The organism is Acinetobacter proteolyticus (assembly GCF_000367945.1).
Taxonomy (GTDB): domain Bacteria; phylum Pseudomonadota; class Gammaproteobacteria; order Pseudomonadales; family Moraxellaceae; genus Acinetobacter; species Acinetobacter proteolyticus.
This window is the reverse complement of record NZ_KB849179.1, coordinates 1,117,154-1,140,469: the sequence shown is the minus strand read 5'-3', so window position 1 is coordinate 1,140,469 and position 23,316 is coordinate 1,117,154. Positions and strand designations below refer to the sequence as shown.

Sequence of the window (23,316 nt, the reverse complement as noted above, 5' to 3'; positions counted from 1 at the left end):
ATTTACCTCAATCCTTTTTGTATCTGTAAGATTCAAAGCCTGCCGCAGCTAAAGGCAAATCAATTGCCCATTCAGGATTGCGTGCAAGCAGACTTGATAAATGGTCAGGGTTAAAGTCAGGTTGATCATCCGTTTCGGTAATCACTTCGTCATGCACCGATAGGCAAATGTCGTAACCTGATTCTTCGATTAGAGGCATGTTGTAACCCAGTACATCACGTGAAAAAGCCTGTGTGATGTTCTCGGCAAACTTGCCGCCATAGGTGTAAAGGCGTTCCCATTTACGTGTGTACTGGTTATTGCCCATGTAAGAAATTTTGCCGTCTTCAGCTTTCGCACCCGGGTAGCAGAGATAACGCCCACTTGGTAATTTGATTAATAACCAAGAGCCTTTTTTGATAAAGGTAACTTTGCGGCATGGCACCGCACGGTCGGGTTTGTTGATGGCTTCAATGGCAGCTTGTCTTAGCTCATTCCACCATGCACTGATATTCGGATGTGCATAGCGCCATGAGCGCTTAAAAGAATCACAAACTAACCATGTTTTTTTCTTAAGGCCAAAAGTGGTGCGGCGTTCTTTCTTGTGCCATTCCCAAGCGCGGATTGCTTCATTCAAAATACTTGGATCTAAACTGTCATATGCTTGGTCTGCCATGGCATCAAGGTCTAAACTGTATGCGGCTGCAAATGTTAAAAATGCACCTACACCGCCTTCATACCCCAATGCTAATTCTTGAACCTTACCCACTTGGCGTTGTTCTTTATCTACTGACTCAGGCGAAACGCTGAATGACTTTGCATAGGCCAACTTGTAAAGGTCGTGCCCAATGCCTGCATCAAAGTCATAAAACGCTTTGATCTTCCACGTTTCACCTGCCAGCCAAGCGAGTGCGCGGCCTTCGATATTTGATAAGTCAGTAACAACAAGCTTTTTGCCTTCCGGTGCGCAAATACAACCACGGATTGCAGAACTGGTTAGCTCCATGACGTTTTCATAGAACATATCTGCACAGCCAATTTTTAAAGTCTCGATGCCTGCATCAATTACAGATTGCTTTAAAGCAGGGCGCGGCAAGTTTTGCGGTTGGAATAATCGACCTGCCCAACGTCCAGTACGCGATGCGCCATTAAATTGAAGCGTCCCACGTAATCGGCCATCTTTGCTTGTTCCTTTGGCTAAAGCGTTGTATTTGGCTGTACTGGTGGTTGATGCCTGCAAACGGATTGCAAGCAATTCACGAACAGCTAGAGGTAAGGACTCATCATTTAATCGACGCTCTAAAGTTGATTTCTGCATGTCTGGCAGCGAAACGCCATGTGCTTCAAGAATATGTTTAAGCATTGCGTCGCGTTGGGTTGCTGCTTGCACTTCACCATCGGTTAATGCGACTGTGCGTTTTGCTAATCCTTTTTGCGCTTTCTCAACAGCTTCAATTGCCGTGTGTACAAGATCAAGGTCGATGCATACACCACGATCATTAATTTTTTGGTCCAGATGCCACAGTGCTAATTCAGCATTGCGGTAATTCCACTTTGGAATTTTTTTGTGCAATTCGCGCATCGCCAAAATATCGCTTTTGGCGTACTCAAGGAATCGCGCCCATTCAACTGGATGCGTTTCACTAGTAGCACGTCTGATTTTCTGGTTCGCTGGACGTGGTTTGCAGAATAGTTGAATAAGTTGCTTACCAGCTTTGTCTTTGGCCTTGTCTTGATCGATCTTGAAAATCTCACATAGGATATCAAGTCCACCAGGTAACGAATGGCTCAATGCCTGAACCATCGTATCTTCCCAACGGTGGATATCTCGTGCGGCTTGGTTGGCCAAGTTGCTTTTTAGATTACTGTGACGCAAAACGGTTCTATCAAAACCTGAATTGTGCGCGACAATCTTTATGTTTTTATCGCTATCAAGTAGCGCCTTCATTAAAAGCACTGGCATGGTTGAACCGTCTTTTACGTCCCATACCTGAACAGGGCCATCATCTAAAGCCCATGCGAAAACCATGATTTCCGCATTTTCTGCATAAATATGCGTGCCGTTTTTAATTGGGGTTTCGCTGTATGTTTCTAAATCGAGATAGAGGGTAGAGGTCATATAATTGCCTCACATGACTCAGAACAAGAGCCTGATTCATAACGTTTGCTGCTGCGTAATGCTTTGTACATTTCATCTCGATCATGGTCTTTGAAAGCTTCAATCACATCGCTCATATGTAATCGCTCTCTATACATCCGATGATGGTTGTATTTTCTACCTTCAGATCTGACGCTTGAGCCTTCAGTTACTTCCATCCATTTCACTGCTTGTTCAGGCTCATCTTTAGCGGCCAAAGCAATCTTGTTTAAATGTTTTTTGATGCAGAAAACGCAATTACCTAGATGCTCTGTTATCGCTAAATCAAAGGGCTGTTCTTCCCACCAATCAAGAATTTGGTCTTTCTCTAACTCACAGATTTCAGCTAAATATCGAAAACCATTCTTTTGATGGGCTGCTTTTGCATGAATTGGTAGACCCAGATTTTCAAGTACCTCAATTGGCAGCCGTTTTGGTTCGTCATATCTGATACCAATCCAGCGCTCATAATTGTTTTTCCCAAATACGTCATTGCAATACTTTTCAAATGGTTCTGTCTTCATGCGGGCAGTACAGAACGGGGTATCGTAATAAGGGCTGCCATACTTTTTGAGTATTTCTTTCCATGGTTCTAAATCCTGTTTTAGCTCATCAAGTCGGATAATTTTGTAATTAACTCCCTTATTCATTTCTGGATTCACGACTGTACGCAAGCAAACAAGATTAATGCCCCAATTCGACACAATGTCTTTGATAAATTGATAGGTAGCTGGATGCTCAGCACCTGTATCCATAAAAACGAAACGGGCTTCTGGATCGTTTTTGAAAATGTGAACTAAATAAGCTGAAGTGCGTCCACCGCTAAAACTGATAACTTTGACCATTTCTTTATTTTCCTTATTTATGCTTTGGTAAAGTGAACGCAGAGGGTCAGCAATACATTCACTTTCCAAAGCAATGGTTATTAATAAATGAGTGATGCCACACTGACGCAGTGGCGGCGGCTATTGCCTAAAGGGGAGATAGAGGACCCTTATCAATAGCTGCTATGGTTATTTCCAGTTTCAACACTCATAGCTTGTCGAATTTGGTGACACACTGGTCTTGGCGGTCGTTATGCGAGGAGTGGATCTTCGCCCATGTCATCGGCCGCAAGGTCGTCAAATTCGTCTGCATTGGCAACGCCACCGCCTGCGAAGGCTTCACCATCTTTCAGGAACTGAACGCCACGAAGTGATGCGTTAATACGCTTACCGTAGTTGTTGTCTTGGCACCAAAGTTCGATAGATGCATTCACATAGCAACCTGCATATGGCTTACCGTCTGCTTGAACAAGTGGAGTGCGGTCACGGTCGACTACAGTCACACGGGTTTTGTTGCGTGAAGAAATAAAGTAGTGGCCCGCAAATCCTTCATAGTCAGATTTAGTGTCGCCATCGTGCAAAGCCGTACGGTCTTTGGTTTCGATTTCTTTTTTAACTTGAGGCCATTTAGCACCCCATTTTTCTGAACCCGCTTTTTCCATAGCGTCTTTGATTTCTTTAATCTGCGGATGATTAGCAGGAAGTAAGAAAGATGCAGAGAAAGCCGGTTCACCTTCGCCATTAACCGTTTTTGCTTCGAACAAGTTAGGGAATGCAAGGCGTACATTTTTAAGATTTAATTTCATTGTTATTGCTCCATTAAGCAGTTAGGTCTTCAAAATCGTTTTGTGGGTTTACATCCAGTGCAGGACGTTTGTCGCTAATTGGTGCGACAGTAGCTTTACCGTCCGCACGTGTGATGAGGGCTTCAACTTTGGTCCATTGACGTGGGCCAATAACTTCAGCTTTTTTGAGTTTTTCAGCTGTAGTTGGACTAATTAATTTCAGGTCGTACATTTCCTCAGTTTTGAGGCGCATGCTTTTAAGCATTGCTTCTGCATCTTCAGGATTTGCCCAAGTGCGTGCGCCTTGGCGACCTGCTACAAGCTTGAAGCCTTCAACCGATTCACCTGCATGTAGTTTTTGGTGAACTGCTGAATCAATGGCTTTTATCCATGATTCAAGAAGGGGAATCGCTGCGTACAATTGACCAAGCTTGTCGTTTTCATGATTCACAACTTGCTCTGTGGCCTGTGCAATCTCTGTAGGCAAATCGAATTGTGTTAGGTCGTCAAAGTCGCCTAAAACATTTTGCAAGTTGTGCTTTGCAAGTGCTTCACAGTTTACTTTGGCTTTACACCACTGGCATTGCTTCTCGCCCGGATTAAATGACGCTTCAAAATCGGCAATGGCACCCATGTCGCCTTCACCCAGCCCGACTTCCAAGCAGCGGATGTACTCGGCGGATGATTTAGCTTCTTGAGCAAAGGCTTCGAGTTCTTCAATTGTGCAAACTGCTTCTGACATATAGCCTAAGCGTGGTTGGTGGATGACCATTCGGACTTGCTTGTAATCACCAATCAAGCCGAATTCGTTTAATGCACCTAGTCCATACAGCTTTAATTGCTCATTGTTTTCTGCGTCGACTTTCACACCGCGACCGTATTTCAAGTCGTGGATCTGGATTTCATCAGCAGTTAAAACAACAGCGTCACTTGTACCGAATGCATTTTCCGAATTGATGTAGTTAGAGAACTCCACACGTTGTTCCACTAACAGCTCATTGCCTTCAGCTTGTGAGCGCACAGCATCAAGATAAACTTGCACGTTCTCTGTCATTTCCAGATCGACAGTGAAGTAAGAGCTGAGCTTTACTTGCTCGTCTAAATCGCTCCAATGTGCTGCACCGTCTTTGATATAGATTTGACGATTCAGAAAATCAGTCGCGTTTTTACCTTGCTCCAAGCTCTCAGATGCAAGGAAATGGGCCGCTGTACCTAAATCCGCATGCTCAGATGTAGAGTCAGGAATATCTTTTTCTAAGATCATGCTGCCTGCGCAATGCATCCAACGGTGTGCAGCTGACGGGCTTAACTTAGCGTGTGAAGTCATGGCAAACCCCTAGTAGCTAATTGCAGCGCAATAGATGATCAGCGCACCAAAAATACTGAATGCTGCAATTGCAATTAGTTTTTCGCGCTGGGTTAATGCTTGTGGTTCTGCGAAATCGTCAGCGTTTAAACGCTTGTCTACGATCTCATCGAAACGTCCTTTTTTCATGCTGCATATCCTTCAACTAATTGCATGATTTTTGGGTAATCAGCCTCTGCAACTGCCGACATGTTTGCTGCACCAACTTGCTCTAAGATGGATGCAATGGCAGTGCGACCATGTACTTTGCCCAAACCGATCAATGCTTTTTGCACTTCGTCTTTGGTGAAGTTGGGTGTGCTTGTTTGAATCACTTCAGTTGCTGTTTCACTGACTTGTTCTGCGCTTTCTGCTTCTGCAACCTTTTCAGCGGATTCATCAGCGGCCTTTTGCGCTTCGACAGGAGCATTGGTTTTTTTGCTAGTAGTTTTTTCAGCTACTGCATTTTTAACTTCAGGTTCAGAAGTTTTTGCTGCGTACTCATCAAGGTTGAATACAAACTTTTCTAGGGCAGCGACCGTTGAAATAATCTGTGCATGTTGCGTTACACCTGCACTGATAAGTGCTGCACAAGTTTGTTGGCGGAATTCTGGAATTGCGGTTGTCATAACATTATCCTTCTTTTGTTGCGTTTGGCTCAACACATAGATAAGTTAAACGCAACCTTTAGTTGCGTCAAGCGCAATTTTTATTAAACATGCATAAAAAAGCCTGCTTAGATAGCAGGCTTTTGATTTTTATATAATTATATTTTTAATTTGGTCTTGAGCGTCTTTTTACTTTGTATGTTCTTCTGAACGAATCAACTACCTGACCAACAAAATGGCAATCTTCGTCTACTGGAATGATATTGGGTTGGAAATTCGGATTGAGTGCTTGTAGATATCTATTTCCATTTGATTCAATGACCAACTTTTTAAAAGTTGCATCATTGCCTTTGCGCACTACGATTAGATCACCTGAAATCATGTCGGAATACCAAACGGTTGGGTCGACCAGGATATAGTCGCCTTCAAAAAAGTCGGGTTCGTTGCTAACTCCTTTTACTTTTAGATAAAAGCAATCGTCGCATGGGTCTTCAGGTGCGGGCATCCACTCCGTAACCTCAGTTAAATCAACAGCCTGAACATTAGTAAAAGTTCCTGCTTGCACCCATGTCAACACAGGTAGCAAATTGTTTCTTTTTAAATGGGTCACGTTATTTTCGAGCTTTGTTTCAGCAGTTTTGAATAGTTCAGAGACAGTAGTACCAAAAGCACGCGCAATTTTTTCAAGTGTTGGAAAATCAGGGTACTGCTTGCCAGATTCGTATCTTGATACGTTGCCTTTATCGACTTCGATCATTTCAGCAAGTGTTTGTTGACTCATCTTTTTAGCACTACGCAATTGTTTAATTGCATTTCCTAGTTCGGCTTTCATAACGTGTCCCAGTTTGCAAATTTTGCATTATTGAGAAATTTTATCGTTAATATTGCGTCAAACGCAATGAATTTGTGCGCAACATGTATTGCTAATTAGTTGCGTTTAATGCAACATAGATGCGGTTATTAGTAAAAAATAAGGCGAAAACGATGACACCACTTCGTCGCATTAGAGAGATTCATAAGTATTCACTGGCAGAAGTTGCTGCTGCGGTTTCATCTGATGCAGGGAACCTTTCAAGGATTGAAAGCGGCGCACAACGTCCTTCATTGGATTTGGCCGAAAAGCTAGCCCAGTTTTTCAACGGTGAAATTAACGAAATGCAACTGCTTTACCCTGAGCGCTTTGATGTTGCGGCCCCTAAAGAGTTCGACGATTTATCTGAATCTAAAGGAACATCAGTATGAAAAAACGCGCCATTCTTTTAGCAAAAATTGACGGGGCTTCGCTTAAAAAAGCTCGATCTTTACATAAACCGCATTGCCCTAAAAATGGTGCGCGATACTTATCATTTTGGGTAGGGCACTGTTCGGGCTGCATTAAAGGGAGGGCTTAAGATGCGTGAAAAATTTGAACAATTTATCCGTGATCAAAGTGGTTTAAATGCAGATTTTGAAATTGGGTGCAATGGGCAATATAAATCTGACTTGATGCATTTCATGTTTTTAACTTGGCAATATCAAGCAAATGGGATAGATGCAGTTGAACAGAAACTTGAACGGGTTGTGCAATTGATTAGTTCTAAGCGACAAAAGTGTTGGTCCACGAGTATTGAATCGGCAAATACCTTGTATGAATTAGAACAAGAGATAGAGCAAGCGCTTAAGGATGGTGCCGAGTGAATTATTTCAAGGAACACGGCAAGAACCTCTTAGCCAATCACTACATGATCATTCCCATCAAGCAGGGCATGAAGCGCCCTGTTATGGACGAGTGGCAGAACGTACGACTCACCGCTATTGATGTACCGAAGTATGCAAATCAGGGTGTGGGCATCTTAACTGGTCAAGGGCCTTTCCCGATCTGTGCGGTTGATATTGATGTAACTGATGTTGAATTGGCAGAGAAGTTTGCAGACTGGTGCCGGGATAATCTTGGAGTGAGCTGTGAGCGAATAGGGCGAGCGCCTAAGATTTTGCTTGTGTATAGAGCAGAGGAACCGAATTGGGGAAAATCAACCTCTGCATGGTTTGCAGACCCTACAGAAGTTGATAAACCTTTTAAACAAATGCAGAAACAGCGTATCGAAATGCTTGGCCGTGGTCAACAATTCGTCGCATATCACGTGCACCCCGATACAAAAAAACCATACGAATGGGTCGATTTCTTCGGGGGTATTGCTGAATTTCCTGCAAACTCGCTGCCTGTTATTACCAAAGAGCAAGTTGCTGAAGCAGTCCAGATGTTTGAGCATATGGCTGAAGAACATGGCTTAATGCGAGTCAAAAACAGCAAGTCGCGTGTAGGTGCTTTGACGTCTAGCGAATTGGATGATGACGAAGACTTTCTGAACAATATAACTGCGACTATCGGATGGTCGCTTGATGACGCTAAAAAATATCTAGGCTATATCGATAATGAAGACTATGAAACTTGGGTTCGTGTGGGCATGTCTTTGCATCACGAGTTCAGTGCCAGTGATGATGCTTTGCAGCTTTGGAACGAGTGGTCAGCAACAGCAAGTAACTATTCTTCGTTTGAAGACATCGAGCGTAAGTGGAACAGTTTTGAGCAAACAGGCTCAAATATCATTACTGCGCATTGGTTACTCAAAGTTGGGCGCGAATCAAAGCAGGAAAAAATACGTTTAGAAAAACGCAAAGTTCTAGCCGATATTAAAAATAAAATCATTGAATGCCAAGAGACACAAGAGCTCTTGCAAGTTGTGGCCAAAGAGGCTGGCAAGATAGCAGGAACTGACGTTGCTTTGCGTGTTGAGCTTTCAGGTTTATTACAACAACGATTCAAGCAACTTTCAAAAGTCTCTATCACACAGCGCGAAATCAATATCGCTATGGGCGGCAAGAAGGTGCAAATCGCACTGGATGACGCTCAAAAGCGCCCAATGACTGAGTTCGGTAATGCTTCCAGAATGCTCGATGCTTATGGCACTGAGATTATGTATGTAGCAGAAACAAGTTGTTGGTATCGGTGGAATAGCGTTTATTGGGAACCATGCGTGAACATGGTGATTGAGCAATACGCTAAGCAATCTGTTTTGGCCTTAGGCGATGAAGCCAAAAAGATCGATGACGATGCCCAGCGTGCTGAGTTCTATCAATTCTGCGCAGCAAGTCAAAAGGCATTCATGGTTAAAAACATGGTATCGCTTGCTCAATCAGATCCGCGTGTACTTGTGCCTTTTAACGAACTAGATAGCGATATTTATTTACTTGGTTGTGCCAATGGTGCTGTTGATTTGCGTACAGGTGATTTGGTCAAGCCTAATCAGGATTTGCTGATTACCAATAGCACAGGTGTTGAGTACAACCACAAAGCGAAATGCCCATTATTTGAAGCCACGGTTCTTGATGCTTTTTTTGGCGATCAAGAAATGGCTGATTTTTTCCGCCGGCTGATGGGTTACTCAATTTTGGGCAATCCAAAAGAAAACTTGATGATCATCCCGTTCGGTGATGGTTCCAATGGTAAATCCACAATCCTTACAACTATTTTCAAGGCGCTTGGTGATTATGCCAAGACTACGCCTGCAGAAACGTTTTTGGGCGCAGGTAAGGGCAGTGCAGGCGGTGCACGTGAAGATTTACTTCGTTTACGTGGTTCGCGCTTTGTCTATGTAAATGAACCTGAAGAAAACCAAGAGTTGAAAGAGGGTCTTGTTAAGTCATTAACAGGTGGTGAGTCGGTCACTGCGCGCGGTCTCTACGCCAAGGGCTCAGTTGAGTTCAAACCAACATGGACCACGATCATGCCAACAAACCATAAACCGATTATTAAAGGCGGTGATCATGGTATTTGGCGGCGATTAATGATGGTGCCTTTTGAACGTAACTATGACGCAGACAAAACCTTAATTAAAGACACGAATAGATCCGAGAAGCTTTTGGCCGAGATTGAGGGGGTCTTAGCTTGGTTGGTGCGCGGTGCACTTGAGTATCAGCAGGACGGGTTGCGGGAACCTGGCAAAACGAAAGCTGCACGTGACGAATATAAAGACGAAATGGATCTGCTCAAAGACTGGATTAATGAGTGCTGTGAGCTTGGCACACCTGAAACAGTCTGGGATCTATCTGCAAATTTATGGGCAAGTTGGCAAGCGTACGCGGTTAAAAATGGCGAATTAAGGTACATACCGACGGCAAGAAGTTTAGGACGTCGTTTAAGTAGTAAGTTTCGAACGGCTAAAGGTGCAAACGGTGCTAGGAAAATGTTGGGCATCCGCGTGCGTGTTTCCGCAGATTTTGCGGATTTGGATACACCTAACAATTAGGTTTATGAGTTTAACAAGTAGTTTTTTGCGTATTCGCAATTTTTTACGTGTTTGTAGTGGTCGGCAGGTGGCGTTAAGGCGTTTAGGGCGTATTTTTCAGGAACTTTCTATTTATATATATAGGACTTTCCATAAAAAACATATTTAAACGCCTTAACGCCACTTTGAAAGACAAAAACGAAAAAATAACGGTTTGGCAGGAGGGCGACATGCCTGTATTAGCTTTTGTTCCTCAGTATTTGGTGAAAGACAAGGTGAAACGTAGCTCTGCGCCAAAAGTAACGGAGGATGATGTGAAAAACATACGAGAATTACATAAATCAGGCCTTTCATTGCGTCAGCTTGGGCACAAGTACGACATATCACATGAAATGGCTAGACGTATCTGCAATGGGTATTGCTATAAGGAGGTTATCTAATGGCTTTACGCGGAAAACAAAAGATATTCGTGCATGAATACCTAAAAGATTTAAATGCAACGCAAGCTGCAGTTCGTGCTGGGTATTCTGCAAAAACTGCAGGTTCAATTGGTGACGAAAACCTAAAAAAACCTGAAATACAAAAAGCCATTACTGAAGCCCAAAATGCACGTATCAAACGATTAGATGTCGATGCAGATTACGTTCTAAATCGCTTAGTGCAAATTGATCAGATGGACGTGATAGACATTATGAACGACGACCTATCACTTAAACCCATTAGCAATTGGCCTCCTATCTGGCGTCAGTACATTTCAGGTTTGGACAACATGGAAGAATTTGACGGGCGAGGAGAGGAACGTTCGCTTATCGGTTATCTGCGCAAAATAAAATGGCCTGACAAAGTTAAGAATCTTGAGTTATTAGGCAAACATATTTCTATTGGCGCATTCAAAGAGCGCATCGAACACGGGAACGATCCTGATAACCCTTTAACAGACACCAAAGCATCAAGCAAAAAGTTATCGGCGCTTGCCAAGTTGCACAAAGCGAATAAGGAGAAGAATGATGCGTGAACAATTTGAACAATCAATTTTGAGCTTTGCTTTAAAAACAATTGGTTGCACGACTGAAATAGAGCAGTGAGCGTGCAGCAAGGAGAATCAGAATGGATAAATACTTTTGGATTTTCTTAATGGTTTTGGTTGTTTGTATGACTGTTGAAAAGATATATGGCGGTTAATCATGAACAAAACCACTGACGAACAGATTCTTGTATTGCTTGCGGATATGAGCGAATCCGATATTGAGAAATATCTGTTATCGCTTGATGAAGATGAACAAGCAGAAATCAGTAAGTTACTTGCCAATGCACCTGTGTGGTTTCCATTGGAAGGCCCACAAATGGCCGCATATCTTTCACAAGCTGATGTGATCGGATACGGCGGTGCAGCTGGTGGCGGCAAGACCGATTTGATTGTGGGTTCATCACTCAATATCCATAAGCGTGTGCTTGTTGTACGGCGTGAAAAAGCACAAACAGATGGCATTGTGCAACGTACAGAGGAAATATTAGGACACAAGAACGGCTACAACTCACAAAAATCATTCTGGAATTTGGGCAATGGCAAGCTAATCGAGTTCGGCGGCTTGGATAACCTCGGCGATGAGAAGCGTTGGCAAGGTCGTGCGCATGATTTGAAAGCACTGGACGAAGCAACAGAGATCCGCGAATCACAAGCACGATTCGTTATGGGTTGGAATCGTTCTTCAGATCCAACTGTTAAATCTAAAGTGCTTATGACTTTTAACCCACCTACAACCGCTGAGGGCAGATGGGTAATTGATTACTTTGCGCCATGGATTAAGAAAGGATACCCAAACCCAGCTGCACCAGGCGAATTACGTTGGTTTGCAATGGTGAAGGGCAAAGAACAGGAAGTTGATAGCTATAAGCCATTTGTACTGATCGATGATCAAATTGTTTATGACTTCAACAAAGATGACTACAAACCTGAGCACATCATCAAACCTAAATCACGCACGTTCATCCCTGCGCGTGTGACAGATAACAAGTACTACATGGAAACAGGCTATATGAGTACTTTGCAATCCTTGCCTGAACCTTTGAGGTCACAAATGTTATACGGCGATTTCGGTGCGGGTATTGAGGATGATCCTTGGCAAGTCATCCCAACGGAATGGGTTGAAGCAGCACAAGCACGTTGGAAACCAGAGGACGAGATGCGCATTCTGTACAAAGGCGACTTTGCAATGGACTCATACGGTCTTGACGTTGCCCGCGGTGGAAAGGACAACACCATTGGATATGCGCGGCATGGGCATTGGTATAACAAAGCGAATGTGCTTGAAGGTATTCAATCCAAAGACGGTCCTGCATCTGCTTCGTTTGCAGTTGGCCATGTGCGTGATGAAGCACCAATTCACGTTGATGTCATTGGTGTTGGTGCAAGTACTTACGATTTCTTAAAGCAATCAGGATTGCACGTCATACCGGTTGATGTACGCCAATCTGCAACGGCGTTCGATCGCTCAGGTCAACTGACATTCCACAACATGCGCACACAACTCTGGTGGCAGTTACGCGAATCATTAGATCCTGCATACGGCAGCATTGTCGCATTGCCACCTGAACCCGAATTGCTTGCAGATTTAACTGCACCACGTTGGTCACTACAAGGCAAGAACATTCAAGTTGAATCACGTGAAGAAATTATTAAGCGTCTTGGTCGCAGTCCCGACTATGGATCAGCAATCATCAATGCGCAGATTGATACTCCAAAACGCAAAGTGCTACAGGCGATTTATGGCAATAACTCACGTAGAAATTACGATCCATATGATTAGTAGTGTCAACAGGAAACGAGGCATTCAGATATTTGCAAAAGCATAATGACTGAATGCAATAGACATGTGGAGAAATGCAATGTGCAGTAGCAACATTACCGATGTGATGTTCGGTGGAAACAGCGTGTTAGATAAAACCGCCAAGATTTTTGGTGTAGCGCCTAAAAAAGCAAAAGTAGAAGCACCGCCACCAACCCCAGTGCGCCAAGATTCTAAAACACCTGACACATCAGCAACGATTGATCGTATTCAGCAATCACAGAATTCAATGTCAGGCGGCATTGCAAATACGCTTTACACAGATCCTGAAGGTGTGAGCGATGAAGATTTGCGCTTAGGTAAAAAAACTCTATTAGGTCGTTAATATGAACGAAGATGCAATCAGAAAGCTAAAAAAGCGTTTTGATAAGATTTGGCAAACACGTGTCAATGACATGGACGACTATTGTGCTGAGATTGCATTGCACGTTTTGCCTGTCGCAATTAAAACAATTAAAAACCAAGAAAAACACGATCGTTCCGCGTGGCGAAAGATTGTAGATAACACAGGCAAAAACTCTTTGAAAGTGCTAGCAGCAGGAATGCTATCTGGTACTTGTTCACCCAGCCGACCATGGTTTGTGATTGAAGCTTCGGACCCTGAACTTAAAAAAGACATCATGGTTAAGCAATGGCTGAAAGAGTTGCAGGATATTTGCTATTCGACATTTGCCAAAAGCAATGTGTATAGAACTGTTCACAATTGCTATCTGCAAGAAGGTGCATTCGGCACTTGTGCTGCACTTGCACCTCGGTCTGAAGATGCTCAATTAATGGACCTTATCCCGATGTCCTTTGGTGAGTATGCAATCACAGTTGATGCATTCAATAAACCTAATGGGATATATCGCAAGTTCAAATTGACTGTAGAAAATATGATTGCGTTTTTTGGTGAAGAAAACGTATCTGATCAAGTCAAATCTGCGTATGAAAATGAAAACATCGAGCAAGAATTTGTTGTGCATCATGCGATTTATCAACGCGTAGGTGCCAAAGGCTTTGGTGCAAAAAACATGAAATATGCATCGGTCTACTATGAAGCCAATTCACAAGACAAGTTACTACGAGAAAGCGGATTACAAAGCTTTGAAGTGATTTGCGGCCGTTGGACGGTCTCAAGCAGCGATGTTTATGGTGAATCACCCGCAACAGATTGTTTTGGTGATATGCGTGCATTGCAGAAAGCACATCTGCAATTTGCAAAGGGCGTTGATTATCAAGTCAATCCGCCAGTGCTAATGCCTGATTATTTGAAAGGTCAAGAAAAAGAAACGTTACCTAATGGCATTGCGTTTTATTCCCCTAATCCAATGAACAACGTGGCGCAAGTTCAACCAATGTTGAATGTGCAGTTTGCAGTTGAAGGTGTATTTACTGAGATTCAGCAATCACAGGAACGTGTTAAACAAGCATTTTTTACGGATTTGTTTTTAATGCTGGATGCATACGACCAAGGCAAGATGACCGCAACAGAAGTATATGAGCGCAAATCAGAAAAAATGCTCATGCTTGGCCCAGTGGTTGAACGTCAGATCGATGAACTATTGCGGCCATTGGTAGAAATCTGCGTGATGCGAGTGTTAGACACTACGCCATATTTACGTGAAACAGCGCCTGAAGCTATCCAAAACTCTGAAATTAAAATTGAGTTCGTGTCAATTTTGGCATTGGCACAGCGTGCTACAGGCGCATCGAATCTGCAACAGATGCTTGCAATGGTTGGACAAATAGCTCAAGTCGATCCGCAGGTTCTCGACAAGTTTGATACTGACAAATTCCTTGATGAGTATGCAGACATCATTGGCGCATCACCAATGATTTTCCGCGACAAGAAAGCGGTTGAGCAAATACGAGCACAACGAGCACAGCAGCAACAAGCACAAATGCAGCAACAAGCGCAGATGCAGCAATCTGCAATTAACAAGCAACAAGCAGAAGCAATCCAAACCGCTAGCCAAGTCGACACGAACACCCTTGCCAATGCTGCAATTGAAGGAGGGTTGATTGATGCCTAAAACTCAATATGAGCTTGATCAAGAGCAGGAAGCGAACGACCTAAAAGAGGTTTTAAAAACTGCTCATGGTAAGCGTTTGCTGATGCGTTTGATTAATCGTGCAGGGGTTCATCAGCCTACGTACGCAACCGGCACACAACCAACAGATTTTGCATTTCTGGAAGGTCGCAGAGAGTTCGGACTGTTTCTACTTGCTGAGATTACAAAGGTCAGCACAGATGCATGGTTAGACATGCAAAAAGAACATTTTAAACAAACCCAATTGAACAATGAAAAGGTGAAACATGAGCGAGAACAACAACGCGCCATCAACAGCGACAACTGATACGACGGCTGCAACACCAAGTACAAACACTGCTACAGGAACACCTGCGGCAACTTCTACCACTGAACAACCAGGCGCGGTGCCTGCTACAGCATCAACAACCGATGGCACAGGGCAACCAGAACTAGAAGTGCTATTAGGAGGCGAACAACCGCCTGCAGCAGATCAGCCGATTTCATATACCGATTTCACAATGCCTGAAGGTTTTGAGCTTCACGGTGATGATGCAAAGGTACTTCAAGAATTGGGGCAACAGTTCAAGATGCCGCAAGAAGCAGTGCAAAAGCTTGTTGATTTAGGCGTACAGCTTCAGCAACGCCAAGCGGTTCAACAACAGCAAATGGTCAAATCATGGATTGATGCAGCACGTGCGGATACCGAATACGGCGGTGAAAAACTGCAACAAAGCCTGTTGACAGCGCAAAAGGCTTTCACCTTACCGCGTGGGGAGAAAATCTCTAAGATTCTATATAACAGCGGACTTGGCAATCATCCTGATGTAATTGGGTTTATGACTGAGGTGGGCAAGTTGCTACAACCAGACAACATTATTTCAGGTAAAGGCAATAACACTTCAACACCAAGTCTCGGACAACTTTGGTACGGCGATAATAACTAGCAGAGGGCTTAATATGTCTTTAGTCGCACAATTACAACCAACGCTCATGGATCTAGCTGCGCGCTACGGACAGACGCCCGAAAGTGCAGTTATCGAGATTCTGACAGCAAGTAACGAATTGCTCGATGACATGGTGTGGGTTGAGGCCAATGATGGCACAGGTCACAAAACAACAATTCGTACAGGCTTGCCGAAAGGTGCTTGGCGTTTACTTAACTACGGTGTGCCGTCTGAGAAATCAGCAACAGCAGCTATCCGTGATACATGCGGGTTGCTTGAATCTTATTCAGAAGTTGATAAGCAACTGTACGATATGGAACAAAACCCGCAAGAATGGCGTGCAAGTGAAGATGCCGCTTTTGTTGAAGGCATGTCGCAAACAATGGGTGAAACACTCATTTATGGCAATGCACGTGACACGCCTGCGGCATTCACAGGTTTTGCACCTCGTTTCAACGACATTGCGCAAACTAACCCCGCAAATAAGCGAAATATCCTTGATGCAGGTGGTACTGGCAATAACAATACTTCAATTTGGTTTGTGGTTTGGCACAAGGATACTGTTCACGGTATTTATCCACGTGGTACCAAAGCTGGTTTGCAAATCCGCAATTTAGGTGAATCAACTAAAGAAGACGGGGGCGGCTTAATGCATCAGGTGTTACGCTCGCACTTTGTTTGGAATGCAGGCGTAACTGTTCGCGATTGGCGTGCGGTTGTTCGTATCGCAAATATCGATGTGACAGCTTTAACAAAAGATGCAAGTGCAGGTGCGGACTTGTTTGACTTATTGGCACAAGCAGCTGAATTGTTGCCACGTAAAACCAGTGGTCGAATTGCAATCTATGCAAACCGTACTATTTCACAATTCTTACGTCGTCAAAGTGTGAATAACAAAAATGTTCGCATCACGGTTGAAGAACAAGGCGGGCGTAGCGTAACCAAGTTTGACGGTATGCCTATTCGTCGTGTTGATGCTTTACTGAACACCGAATCTCGCGTGGTTTAAGGAGTAAGTATGTTAATTGATAAATTACTCGTGCTGTCGATGGATCAAGCCATCACAGCCACTGCAACTTCGACTGACACACTTGATTTGCAGAAAGCATCAACAAGTGCCAATCGTTTGCCCGTTTTGTTGCGTGGCAAAAATCTTTTGCCTACAACTGCAACCGTAACGGTTCAATTGCAGGAATCATCTGACAATTCTTCATGGACCACTATTGAAAGTTCACGCGCTTATACAGGTGCCGAGCTTAATTCAGGGGTAATTGGTGAAGTGATGCTGCCTGTTAAGCCAAAACGATACGTTCGCTTGAACTATGTTGTTGCAAGCGGCCCATTCACTGTGGGTACTGTTTTTGCACATGTCTCAGATCATCGTGACGTGCAAGCAGCTTATCCAGTTTATGCAGGGGCTTAAGCATGGAAGGTTTAAAACAAGTTCGTGCAAACCAAAAAGGTTTCTATAAAGACCGCCTTGTTCAAGATGGTGAAATTTTTGCGGTTGGTGAAGATGAAACAGGGCTTTGGTTCGATGATATTGAACCTGCTGAAAAACCTAAAACATCAGGTCGTAGCACTTCATCGAATAAAACCGCTGAATAAATCAGGGTAAAAACTTATGAGATCAATTACTGATCTTTTCAATCTAGCCCTGTCGCATCTTGCGCAGGGCTATGTTGTTAATGATCCTACTGAAAGAACGCCACATGCAAATTTGTGTAATACCTATTATCCAATTTGCAGGCAAGACATTCTTGATGATGAACATCAATGGTCTTTTGCGGTCGCAAGTTTGCCTTTGAACATTGATGCAGGATACACAGCTGCAACCGCTTATGTGCTACCAAGTGACATGATTCGGACGTTTCAACTTGAATCTGGTACACCATATTATGTGCAAGGTGGACATCTTTTTACATCAGATCCTGCGCCAGTTTTACGATATGTCAAAGATGTAAAAGACTTGGCTTTGCTACCTCAAAAATTCAAAGTGGCTTTGTCGTATCTATTGGCTGGTCGGATTGCAGGCGCATTGATCAATGATCAAGAAAAGCAAACCATGATGTTGCAGATGTACGAGATTGAGAAGGCTAAAGCAATTAGAACTGATCTACAACAACATCGCATCGAGCGCAGACCTGACTTTGAAGGTTCGTTATATTTAGCGAGATAAGCATGCAATTATCATTTAACGGCGGCATTGTATCTTCTGAAATGTTTGGGCGCTTTGATCAAGCAAAGTACCAAACAGGCGTAGCTAAATGCTCAAATTTCGTTGTTGAACTGTATGGCGGTTTAACGTATCGAGCAGGGTTGAGATACGTCCACCACTACCATATTTCACAAGGCAAGATGCGTTTAATACCTTTTGTGTTTAGTGAAGAACAAGCAATAGTTTTGGTAATTCGTGCCGGTGCTGTAAATTTCTTTGCAGATGGCGGAATGCTATTAGATGATGACAATCAACCATTAGAACTTGTTTTGCCTTATAACGAAGAACACTTGATGCAGCTTCGTTATGCCCAGTCAGCAGATGTAATAACAATTACGCACCCGAATTATGTACCACGGAAAATAATTAGAAAAAGCGCAACTGAATGGGCAATTGAGTTCGTCACAGTATCCTTTGGTATTGGACAGCCGCAAAATCTTACAGGTGTGGCAAATAAACCTAATACAACTGGGTATGTAGAACGAGATTATGTTTATCAAGTAACAGCAATTAATGAAGATAATGAATCGCAGGCTTCGGATAAATCCCCAATTCTAAAAAACGATCTGACCCTTGCAGGAAACAACAACGTTCTATCTTGGGATGCAGTACCAGGTGCAACTCGATATAACGTTTTCAAATTGCGTTCTGGACTTGCAAGCTACATTGGTGAAACAACAGAATTAAGTTTTACGGATGATTACATTGAAACAAACGGCGCGATCACACCGCCTTTAATCCGTAGTCCATTTGAATACAACCCAACAGCAGTCGCATACTACGGCCAACGAAAAGTTTATGGCGGGGGGTATCAATCACCACAATGGTTGCGCATGTCTAGAACTGCAACGGATGATAATTTCGGTTATCACATTCCACTGCAAGAAACAGACTCAATCCAGATACGTTTTGCCGCACGCGATGGAAATGGGGTTAAGCATCTAGTACCGATTAGTGACTTGATGATTCTTACAAGCGGAGCAGTATGGAAGTTGTCATCCGATGGGGCAATGACAGCTGCAAGTGTCAGTGTACAACCACAATCGTTTGTTGGTGCAAACGATGTAACTCCTTTACAAATTGGTGGTGCTGCTATTTTTGCTTCGGACCAAACAGGACATATTCACGAGATTTCACTATCACAAGGTTATAACTCGTCTTATCAAGTGATGGATCTATCAATTATGTGTCCTCACTTGTTTGATGGGCATAAAATAATTGACTGTGCGCTTGTGCGAAACCCTCTAAATATCATGTATTTTGTACGTGATGATGGGGTTTTATTGTCATTAACATACGATGCACAACAACAAGTTTGGGCTTGGGCGGAGCAACATACTCAAGGTAAATTTATTTCTGTTGCTGCTATACCTGAAGAAGATCAAACAGCGTTGTATTGCCTTGTTGAACGCGACCAGATACGAACTGTTGAACGTATGCTTATGCGTCAGCCTATTGATATGAAAGATCAATGTTATCTCGATAGTTCTATGCAATACAAAGGCTCACCAACGAAAACAATATCGGGCTTAGATTGGTTGGAAGGGCGCTCTGTTTCAGTGTTTGCCGATGGCGGCGTAAAGCCACCTAAAACAGTAACTGGCGGCTCAATTACATTAGATCGTGAATTATCTAATGTTTGGATTGGCTTGAACTATGAAGGATTGGTCCAGACTTTGCCATTAATACCCCAAGAATCGCATCCAGCTAAACCCAAATTAGCAACACAAGTGCATCTTAGAGTTAAGGCAACACAAAATATTGAGGTCGGATCTGACCCTGAAAAGATATACATGACAGAGTTCAAACCACGAAGCTTAGAACCATATGGACAGCCTTTAAAGTTGCTTGACGGCTATGTGCAAGTACCTGTTGCCAGTACATACAATAAAGACGTACAAATCACTGTAAAACATGATAAACCTTTACCAATGAAGCTCTTGGCAATGGAGGTAGAGTTCAAATGACAATTACAAATATTGAGATTCGAAAACCTACTGACAGAGACATTCGAATCCTTGTAGAAAACATGCGTGAAGCAGACAAAGAAGAATTGCGGGCTTACTTCAGCGACAATTACGACTTTATCGTAAAAACAAGCGTTAAGTATTCACGTGATGCTTGGGCTGTGGTTGTAAACGGTAAACTGCTTTTTATTTGCGGTGTAGGTCTTACAAGCATGATTGGGAGTGTCGGATGCCCTTGGTTGTTAGGCACGGATCATATTGCAAGTTATCCAATTGAGTTTTATAAGCAAAGCAAAAAAATTCTTGATGAAATGATGCTTGATTATGAGACCTTGACCAATCATGTCTACGTAAAAAATGGCAATGCGATTCGCTACTTAAAGCGCTTAGGTTTTAAGTTTAGCGAACCTGAACCACATGGGACAAACGGCGAATTATTCTATCCGTTTGCTATGGTGGCAGCATGATGGGTGGAGGAGGTGGCGGTGGGCAAGGTAACTTGTATGCCGCAATCGCAAAAGCTGCTGTTAAAGGCGGCACAACTTATTTAAAACTGAAGGCTCAAAAACAGGCACTCGAACAGCAAGCCGAATTTGCAGATGCAAACGCAACACTTGCAGATATTCAGGCGCGTGATGCGATTGATTCAGGGCGAGTTGCAGTTACTGATTATCAACGCAATGTTTCAGCATTCAAATCTAGCCAAATCAATGCGCTTGCTGAAAATGGCATTGATGTAACGCAAGGCTCAGCGATCGATATGCTTGCAAGTACAGAAATGATTGCGCAATCCGATATCGACACAATCAAGTACAACGCGGCTATGCAGTCATGGGGTCATCGAGTAGAGCAAACTAATTTCTTGAATCAAAAAAATGTCTTAACAGCCCAAGCGAAATCAATTCGTCCACGTTTAAACGCCGAACTCTCAGCAATGAATGAGTTTGCATCAACAATGTTCGGTGGTGGTAGTGGGGGCAGCCCAATGCAGGGCGGTGAATCAATGACTGCAATGCCAAGCGGCGGAGGGAGCTATTCAAATAATAGTAATTTTGCTATGTCCCTTTATGGCAATAACCAAGGAGCATCTTGGCAAAATTACAACTGGAATTGGATGGGAAATCAATAAATGCGTATTCCACAGTTTAATCAACAAGTAAACGAACAAGGCATGCCGAACGCTCGCATACAAGGCGGCATGTCGCCTGGTGCAGCAGTTGATGTTGTGTCTAACCAGATCGACGGTATTGCTAATCTGGCAAATACTGCTGCTAACGTTTATCAGCAAGAAGTTGATCGAACTGACCGCACTCGGGTAATGGATGCACAAAACCAATTAACTGAGCTTAAATACCATCTACAGAATAATAAGATTGATGGGTACATCCATAAAAAAGGTGCAGACGTTGTTGGGTTTGGCAACGAGGATGGCACAGGCTTTGTTGATTACTACTCAAAAGCCTATCAAGATGGTGTAAGCGAGATCACTGCAAAACTGGGTAACAATCGCCAACGTGCAATGTTTAATCGTGCTGCGACTCAAGATGCCTATGCATTTAGAGGAAATCTACAAAACTATTTTGTTCGTGAAAACGATACATACCAACAAAGCGTTTATTCTGCTTCAGCAGATCGGTACATTCGAAACATTAACGAAAACCCCGCAGACTTTGCATCGATCGATGACAGCCGCGAGAACCTTAAAGCATCGCTTGGGGAGTTAATGCGCTTAGAAGGTAAATCAGCAACAGAAGCTGAAAACCTTTATCTGAAGAATGTTTCAAGTGCGCACATGGCAAATTTAAATGCCTTCATTGAGAACGGCAATTTGAAAGCAGCAACCATGTATCGAAACAAATACAACAACGAAATTTCATTAGCAGACACATTCAAAGTCGATAAAGTAATTCGTCAAAAATTAGAAGATCAACAAGTTGAATCACTTGTGAATTATGCTATTACAGGTTCACAAGAAAATAGTAACCCTGCACTTAATGCCCCCCCACAAGTATCACAGGCGATTGCACAAGAATTAAAAAGCCTTACGCCTCAACAGATGAAAGGCATAAAATACAATGATCAACGGCTTGATGTGTACACAGTACATGCAGCAAAAGAAAAAGGCATGGAGTGGGCTGCGCCTTTATTGTTAGGCATTAGATTATCTGGTGAGAAGTCAAACAACAACGAAGTATCGCCAAGAGGTGCCAAATCTGTAATGCAATTCATGCCGCCAACTTGGTCTGATTTTAATAAAAATGGTCAGCGTGATATTAACAATCCTGCGGATACTATTGACGCTTCATTAGAGTTTGTGGATTGGATTAGTAAGAAGTACAAAACAAAAGATCCTATGGTGATAGCAGCGTATTACAACGGTGGACATCCTGCAGCTGAAGCAGTCAAAAAAGGCCAATTACCACCAGCAAGTGAAACTCGTAATTATTTGGATCGCATTGATAATTGGCTCACCGATGGTTTTGGTAAATATGCCAAACAACCATCTAAAACCCGTGAGCAAGCATTTGATACTGTATGGGGCAGTAATGTATCGCAAGAAGTGAAAGGCAAGGCAGAGGTTTTATTGAATCGCCGATATGCAGCTGAAGACAAGATCAAAAAAGATAAACAAGACGAGTCATATAGCGAAATATTTAATGGCATTACAACAGGTCAATTTACTTTCGAGCAAATTCCAGTAAATGCAATTACTAATCTAGAACCAAATCAAATTAATAGTTTGCGTGCGGTTAGTAAGTCAATTTACGAAAAAGAAGCTAAAACAGATCCGACGATTTACAGCATGATTATGCTGAACAAGGATGAGTTGTTTAAAGGAAAACCGCAATCTGTGCTTCACCAATATGCGGATAAGCTGTCACCTACTGATTATAAGGAAGTGACAAAAATGTATGTCGAGGTGAATAATCCTAAAGAAACCGATAAATCTAAGGACAAGAGATACTTAGCAACTGACAGCACTGTAGCAACAGCATTGAAACCTTATCTTAATATTATTGGTATCACTGATACAAAAAATAAGACGCAACTATTACATTACAATGCTGTTAAATCAGATCTTATGCAAACGTTGTTAGAAGCAGAAGCGAGAAACGGCGGGCATTTGACATGGGATCAAATAAATAGACTGACCCTAAAAAATGTAAATAATAAAGTTCAAATAACAACTACTCGACCCTTCTTTGCTGATCAGATTGAACTGAATCGAGTCTACTCACAAGTGAAAAGTAAGAGCGATATTACCCCAACAATGTTGCAAAAACTGGATAACTTGTTTAAAAAGCAAGGTAGAAACATTAATAACGTTACTGAAGCAGAATATTTAAATGCTTATTACGCCATGATGAGAAGGGGTTTTTAAA

The 23,316-nt window shown here is 42.8% G+C and carries 25 protein-coding genes; 18 read left to right on the top strand and 7 right to left on the bottom strand.

Annotation, left to right across the window (positions count from 1 at the left end):
• Positions 1-7: 7 nt before the first annotated feature.
• The 7 genes from F993_RS11410 to F993_RS11435 all read right to left on the bottom strand — a co-directional run bounded on the left by F993_RS11410 (position 8) and on the right by F993_RS11435 (position 6,510).
• A complete protein-coding gene (locus F993_RS11410; RefSeq protein WP_004653833.1) occupies positions 8-2,098 on the bottom strand; it encodes a DNA polymerase in 2,091 nt (696 codons plus the stop codon).
• A complete protein-coding gene (locus tag F993_RS11415) occupies positions 2,095-2,961 on the bottom strand; it encodes a phosphoadenosine phosphosulfate reductase domain-containing protein (RefSeq protein WP_004653831.1) in 867 nt (288 codons plus the stop codon). Before F993_RS11415 ends, F993_RS11410 begins: the two co-directional genes overlap by 4 nt.
• A 230-nt stretch (positions 2,962-3,191) precedes the next feature.
• Positions 3,192-3,746: a DUF2815 family protein gene (locus F993_RS11420; protein WP_004653830.1), complete on the bottom strand. Its 555-nt coding sequence runs from the start codon at positions 3,744-3,746 to the stop codon at positions 3,192-3,194.
• Positions 3,747-3,759: 13 nt separating this feature from the next.
• The gene (locus F993_RS11425; protein WP_004653829.1) at positions 3,760-5,052 is read right to left on the bottom strand and encodes a DUF2800 domain-containing protein; all 1,293 of its coding nucleotides are present in this window, start codon (positions 5,050-5,052) and stop codon (positions 3,760-3,762) included.
• A gap of 9 nt (positions 5,053-5,061) precedes the next feature.
• Entirely contained in the window at positions 5,062-5,220 is a 159-nt protein-coding gene (locus F993_RS20500; protein WP_004653828.1) for a hypothetical protein, read from the bottom strand.
• Positions 5,217-5,699: an RlmE family RNA methyltransferase gene (locus tag F993_RS11430; protein WP_004653826.1), complete on the bottom strand. Its 483-nt coding sequence runs from the start codon at positions 5,697-5,699 to the stop codon at positions 5,217-5,219. The genes F993_RS20500 and F993_RS11430 overlap by 4 nt, the downstream gene beginning before the upstream one ends.
• Before the next feature lie 145 nt (positions 5,700-5,844).
• A complete protein-coding gene (locus F993_RS11435) occupies positions 5,845-6,510 on the bottom strand; it encodes a LexA family protein (RefSeq protein WP_004653825.1) in 666 nt (221 codons plus the stop codon).
• A gap of 152 nt (positions 6,511-6,662) precedes the next feature.
• Here F993_RS11435 and F993_RS11440 point away from each other — a divergent pair, with 152 nt between their 5' ends.
• The 18 genes from F993_RS11440 (at position 6,663) to F993_RS11525 (ending at position 23,315) form a co-directional block, all read left to right on the top strand.
• Positions 6,663-6,920, top strand: a complete 258-nt coding sequence (locus tag F993_RS11440; protein ID WP_004653824.1) for a helix-turn-helix domain-containing protein — start codon at positions 6,663-6,665, stop codon at positions 6,918-6,920.
• Between the two features lie 150 nt (positions 6,921-7,070).
• Positions 7,071-7,355 carry a hypothetical protein gene (locus F993_RS11445; RefSeq protein WP_004653823.1) on the top strand — a complete coding sequence of 95 codons (285 nt, stop codon included), beginning with the start codon at positions 7,071-7,073 and terminating at the stop codon, positions 7,353-7,355.
• Complete coding sequence (locus F993_RS11450) at positions 7,352-9,964, top strand: phage/plasmid primase, P4 family (RefSeq protein ID WP_004653822.1); 2,613 nt, start codon at positions 7,352-7,354, stop codon at positions 9,962-9,964. The genes F993_RS11445 and F993_RS11450 overlap by 4 nt, the downstream gene beginning before the upstream one ends.
• Positions 9,965-10,173: 209 nt before the next feature.
• Positions 10,174-10,383: a hypothetical protein gene (locus tag F993_RS11455; RefSeq protein WP_004653821.1), complete on the top strand. Its 210-nt coding sequence runs from the start codon at positions 10,174-10,176 to the stop codon at positions 10,381-10,383.
• Positions 10,383-10,958 carry a terminase small subunit gene (locus tag F993_RS11460; RefSeq protein ID WP_004653820.1) on the top strand — a complete coding sequence of 192 codons (576 nt, stop codon included), beginning with the start codon at positions 10,383-10,385 and terminating at the stop codon, positions 10,956-10,958. The genes F993_RS11455 and F993_RS11460 overlap by 1 nt, the downstream gene beginning before the upstream one ends.
• Positions 10,959-11,127: 169 nt before the next feature.
• On the top strand, positions 11,128-12,750 hold the full coding sequence (locus F993_RS11465; protein WP_004653819.1) for a hypothetical protein: 1,623 nt from the start codon (positions 11,128-11,130) through the stop codon (positions 12,748-12,750).
• A gap of 79 nt (positions 12,751-12,829) precedes the next feature.
• Positions 12,830-13,114 (top strand): hypothetical protein, encoded by a 285-nt coding sequence (locus F993_RS11470; RefSeq protein ID WP_004653818.1) that lies wholly within the window; start codon positions 12,830-12,832, stop codon positions 13,112-13,114.
• 1 nt (position 13,115) lies between these two features.
• A complete protein-coding gene (locus tag F993_RS11475) occupies positions 13,116-14,804 on the top strand; it encodes a portal protein (RefSeq protein WP_004653817.1) in 1,689 nt (562 codons plus the stop codon).
• A complete protein-coding gene (locus F993_RS11480) occupies positions 14,797-15,129 on the top strand; it encodes a Bbp19 family protein (protein WP_004653816.1) in 333 nt (110 codons plus the stop codon). The genes F993_RS11475 and F993_RS11480 overlap by 8 nt, the downstream gene beginning before the upstream one ends.
• Positions 15,089-15,748, top strand: coding sequence for a hypothetical protein (locus F993_RS11485; protein ID WP_004653815.1), 660 nt, complete (start codon positions 15,089-15,091; stop codon positions 15,746-15,748). Before F993_RS11480 ends, F993_RS11485 begins: the two co-directional genes overlap by 41 nt.
• A gap of 13 nt (positions 15,749-15,761) precedes the next feature.
• Positions 15,762-16,757: a major capsid protein gene (locus F993_RS11490; RefSeq protein WP_004653814.1), complete on the top strand. Its 996-nt coding sequence runs from the start codon at positions 15,762-15,764 to the stop codon at positions 16,755-16,757.
• Positions 16,758-16,766: 9 nt separating this feature from the next.
• Complete coding sequence (locus tag F993_RS11495; protein ID WP_004653813.1) at positions 16,767-17,171, top strand: Bbp16 family capsid cement protein; 405 nt, start codon at positions 16,767-16,769, stop codon at positions 17,169-17,171.
• Between the two features lie 2 nt (positions 17,172-17,173).
• On the top strand, positions 17,174-17,356 hold the full coding sequence (locus F993_RS11500) for a hypothetical protein (protein WP_004653811.1): 183 nt from the start codon (positions 17,174-17,176) through the stop codon (positions 17,354-17,356).
• A 16-nt stretch (positions 17,357-17,372) separates the two neighbouring features.
• Complete coding sequence (locus F993_RS11505) at positions 17,373-17,927, top strand: phage connector family protein (RefSeq protein WP_004653810.1); 555 nt, start codon at positions 17,373-17,375, stop codon at positions 17,925-17,927.
• A 2-nt stretch (positions 17,928-17,929) separates the two neighbouring features.
• Complete coding sequence (locus tag F993_RS11510) at positions 17,930-19,933, top strand: phage tail protein (RefSeq protein WP_004653809.1); 2,004 nt, start codon at positions 17,930-17,932, stop codon at positions 19,931-19,933.
• Complete coding sequence (locus F993_RS11515; RefSeq protein ID WP_004653808.1) at positions 19,930-20,400, top strand: phage protein Gp13 family protein; 471 nt, start codon at positions 19,930-19,932, stop codon at positions 20,398-20,400. The genes F993_RS11510 and F993_RS11515 overlap by 4 nt, the downstream gene beginning before the upstream one ends.
• Positions 20,397-21,062 (top strand): hypothetical protein, encoded by a 666-nt coding sequence (locus F993_RS11520; protein WP_004653807.1) that lies wholly within the window; start codon positions 20,397-20,399, stop codon positions 21,060-21,062. The genes F993_RS11515 and F993_RS11520 overlap by 4 nt, the downstream gene beginning before the upstream one ends.
• Positions 21,063-23,315: a transglycosylase SLT domain-containing protein gene (locus F993_RS11525; protein ID WP_004653806.1), complete on the top strand. Its 2,253-nt coding sequence runs from the start codon at positions 21,063-21,065 to the stop codon at positions 23,313-23,315.
• The last annotated feature ends 1 nt before the right edge of the window (position 23,316 follow it).

Coding starts and splice junctions, on each gene's coding strand:
- F993_RS11410 (WP_004653833.1), bottom strand. CDS start 2,098: ATGACCTCTACCCTCTATCTCGATTTAGAAACATACAGCGAAACCCCA.
- F993_RS11415 (WP_004653831.1), bottom strand. CDS start 2,961: ATGGTCAAAGTTATCAGTTTTAGCGGTGGACGCACTTCAGCTTATTTA.
- F993_RS11420 (WP_004653830.1), bottom strand. CDS start 3,746: ATGAAATTAAATCTTAAAAATGTACGCCTTGCATTCCCTAACTTGTTC.
- F993_RS11425 (WP_004653829.1), bottom strand. CDS start 5,052: ATGACTTCACACGCTAAGTTAAGCCCGTCAGCTGCACACCGTTGGATG.
- F993_RS20500 (WP_004653828.1), bottom strand. CDS start 5,220: ATGAAAAAAGGACGTTTCGATGAGATCGTAGACAAGCGTTTAAACGCT.
- F993_RS11430 (WP_004653826.1), bottom strand. CDS start 5,699: ATGACAACCGCAATTCCAGAATTCCGCCAACAAACTTGTGCAGCACTT.
- F993_RS11435 (WP_004653825.1), bottom strand. CDS start 6,510: ATGAAAGCCGAACTAGGAAATGCAATTAAACAATTGCGTAGTGCTAAA.
- F993_RS11440 (WP_004653824.1), top strand. CDS start 6,663: ATGACACCACTTCGTCGCATTAGAGAGATTCATAAGTATTCACTGGCA.
- F993_RS11445 (WP_004653823.1), top strand. CDS start 7,071: ATGCGTGAAAAATTTGAACAATTTATCCGTGATCAAAGTGGTTTAAAT.
- F993_RS11455 (WP_004653821.1), top strand. CDS start 10,174: ATGCCTGTATTAGCTTTTGTTCCTCAGTATTTGGTGAAAGACAAGGTG.
- F993_RS11460 (WP_004653820.1), top strand. CDS start 10,383: ATGGCTTTACGCGGAAAACAAAAGATATTCGTGCATGAATACCTAAAA.
- F993_RS11465 (WP_004653819.1), top strand. CDS start 11,128: ATGAACAAAACCACTGACGAACAGATTCTTGTATTGCTTGCGGATATG.
- F993_RS11470 (WP_004653818.1), top strand. CDS start 12,830: ATGTGCAGTAGCAACATTACCGATGTGATGTTCGGTGGAAACAGCGTG.
- F993_RS11475 (WP_004653817.1), top strand. CDS start 13,116: ATGAACGAAGATGCAATCAGAAAGCTAAAAAAGCGTTTTGATAAGATT.
- F993_RS11480 (WP_004653816.1), top strand. CDS start 14,797: ATGCCTAAAACTCAATATGAGCTTGATCAAGAGCAGGAAGCGAACGAC.
- F993_RS11485 (WP_004653815.1), top strand. CDS start 15,089: ATGAGCGAGAACAACAACGCGCCATCAACAGCGACAACTGATACGACG.
- F993_RS11490 (WP_004653814.1), top strand. CDS start 15,762: ATGTCTTTAGTCGCACAATTACAACCAACGCTCATGGATCTAGCTGCG.
- F993_RS11495 (WP_004653813.1), top strand. CDS start 16,767: ATGTTAATTGATAAATTACTCGTGCTGTCGATGGATCAAGCCATCACA.
- F993_RS11500 (WP_004653811.1), top strand. CDS start 17,174: ATGGAAGGTTTAAAACAAGTTCGTGCAAACCAAAAAGGTTTCTATAAA.
- F993_RS11505 (WP_004653810.1), top strand. CDS start 17,373: ATGAGATCAATTACTGATCTTTTCAATCTAGCCCTGTCGCATCTTGCG.
- F993_RS11510 (WP_004653809.1), top strand. CDS start 17,930: ATGCAATTATCATTTAACGGCGGCATTGTATCTTCTGAAATGTTTGGG.
- F993_RS11515 (WP_004653808.1), top strand. CDS start 19,930: ATGACAATTACAAATATTGAGATTCGAAAACCTACTGACAGAGACATT.
- F993_RS11520 (WP_004653807.1), top strand. CDS start 20,397: ATGATGGGTGGAGGAGGTGGCGGTGGGCAAGGTAACTTGTATGCCGCA.
- F993_RS11525 (WP_004653806.1), top strand. CDS start 21,063: ATGCGTATTCCACAGTTTAATCAACAAGTAAACGAACAAGGCATGCCG.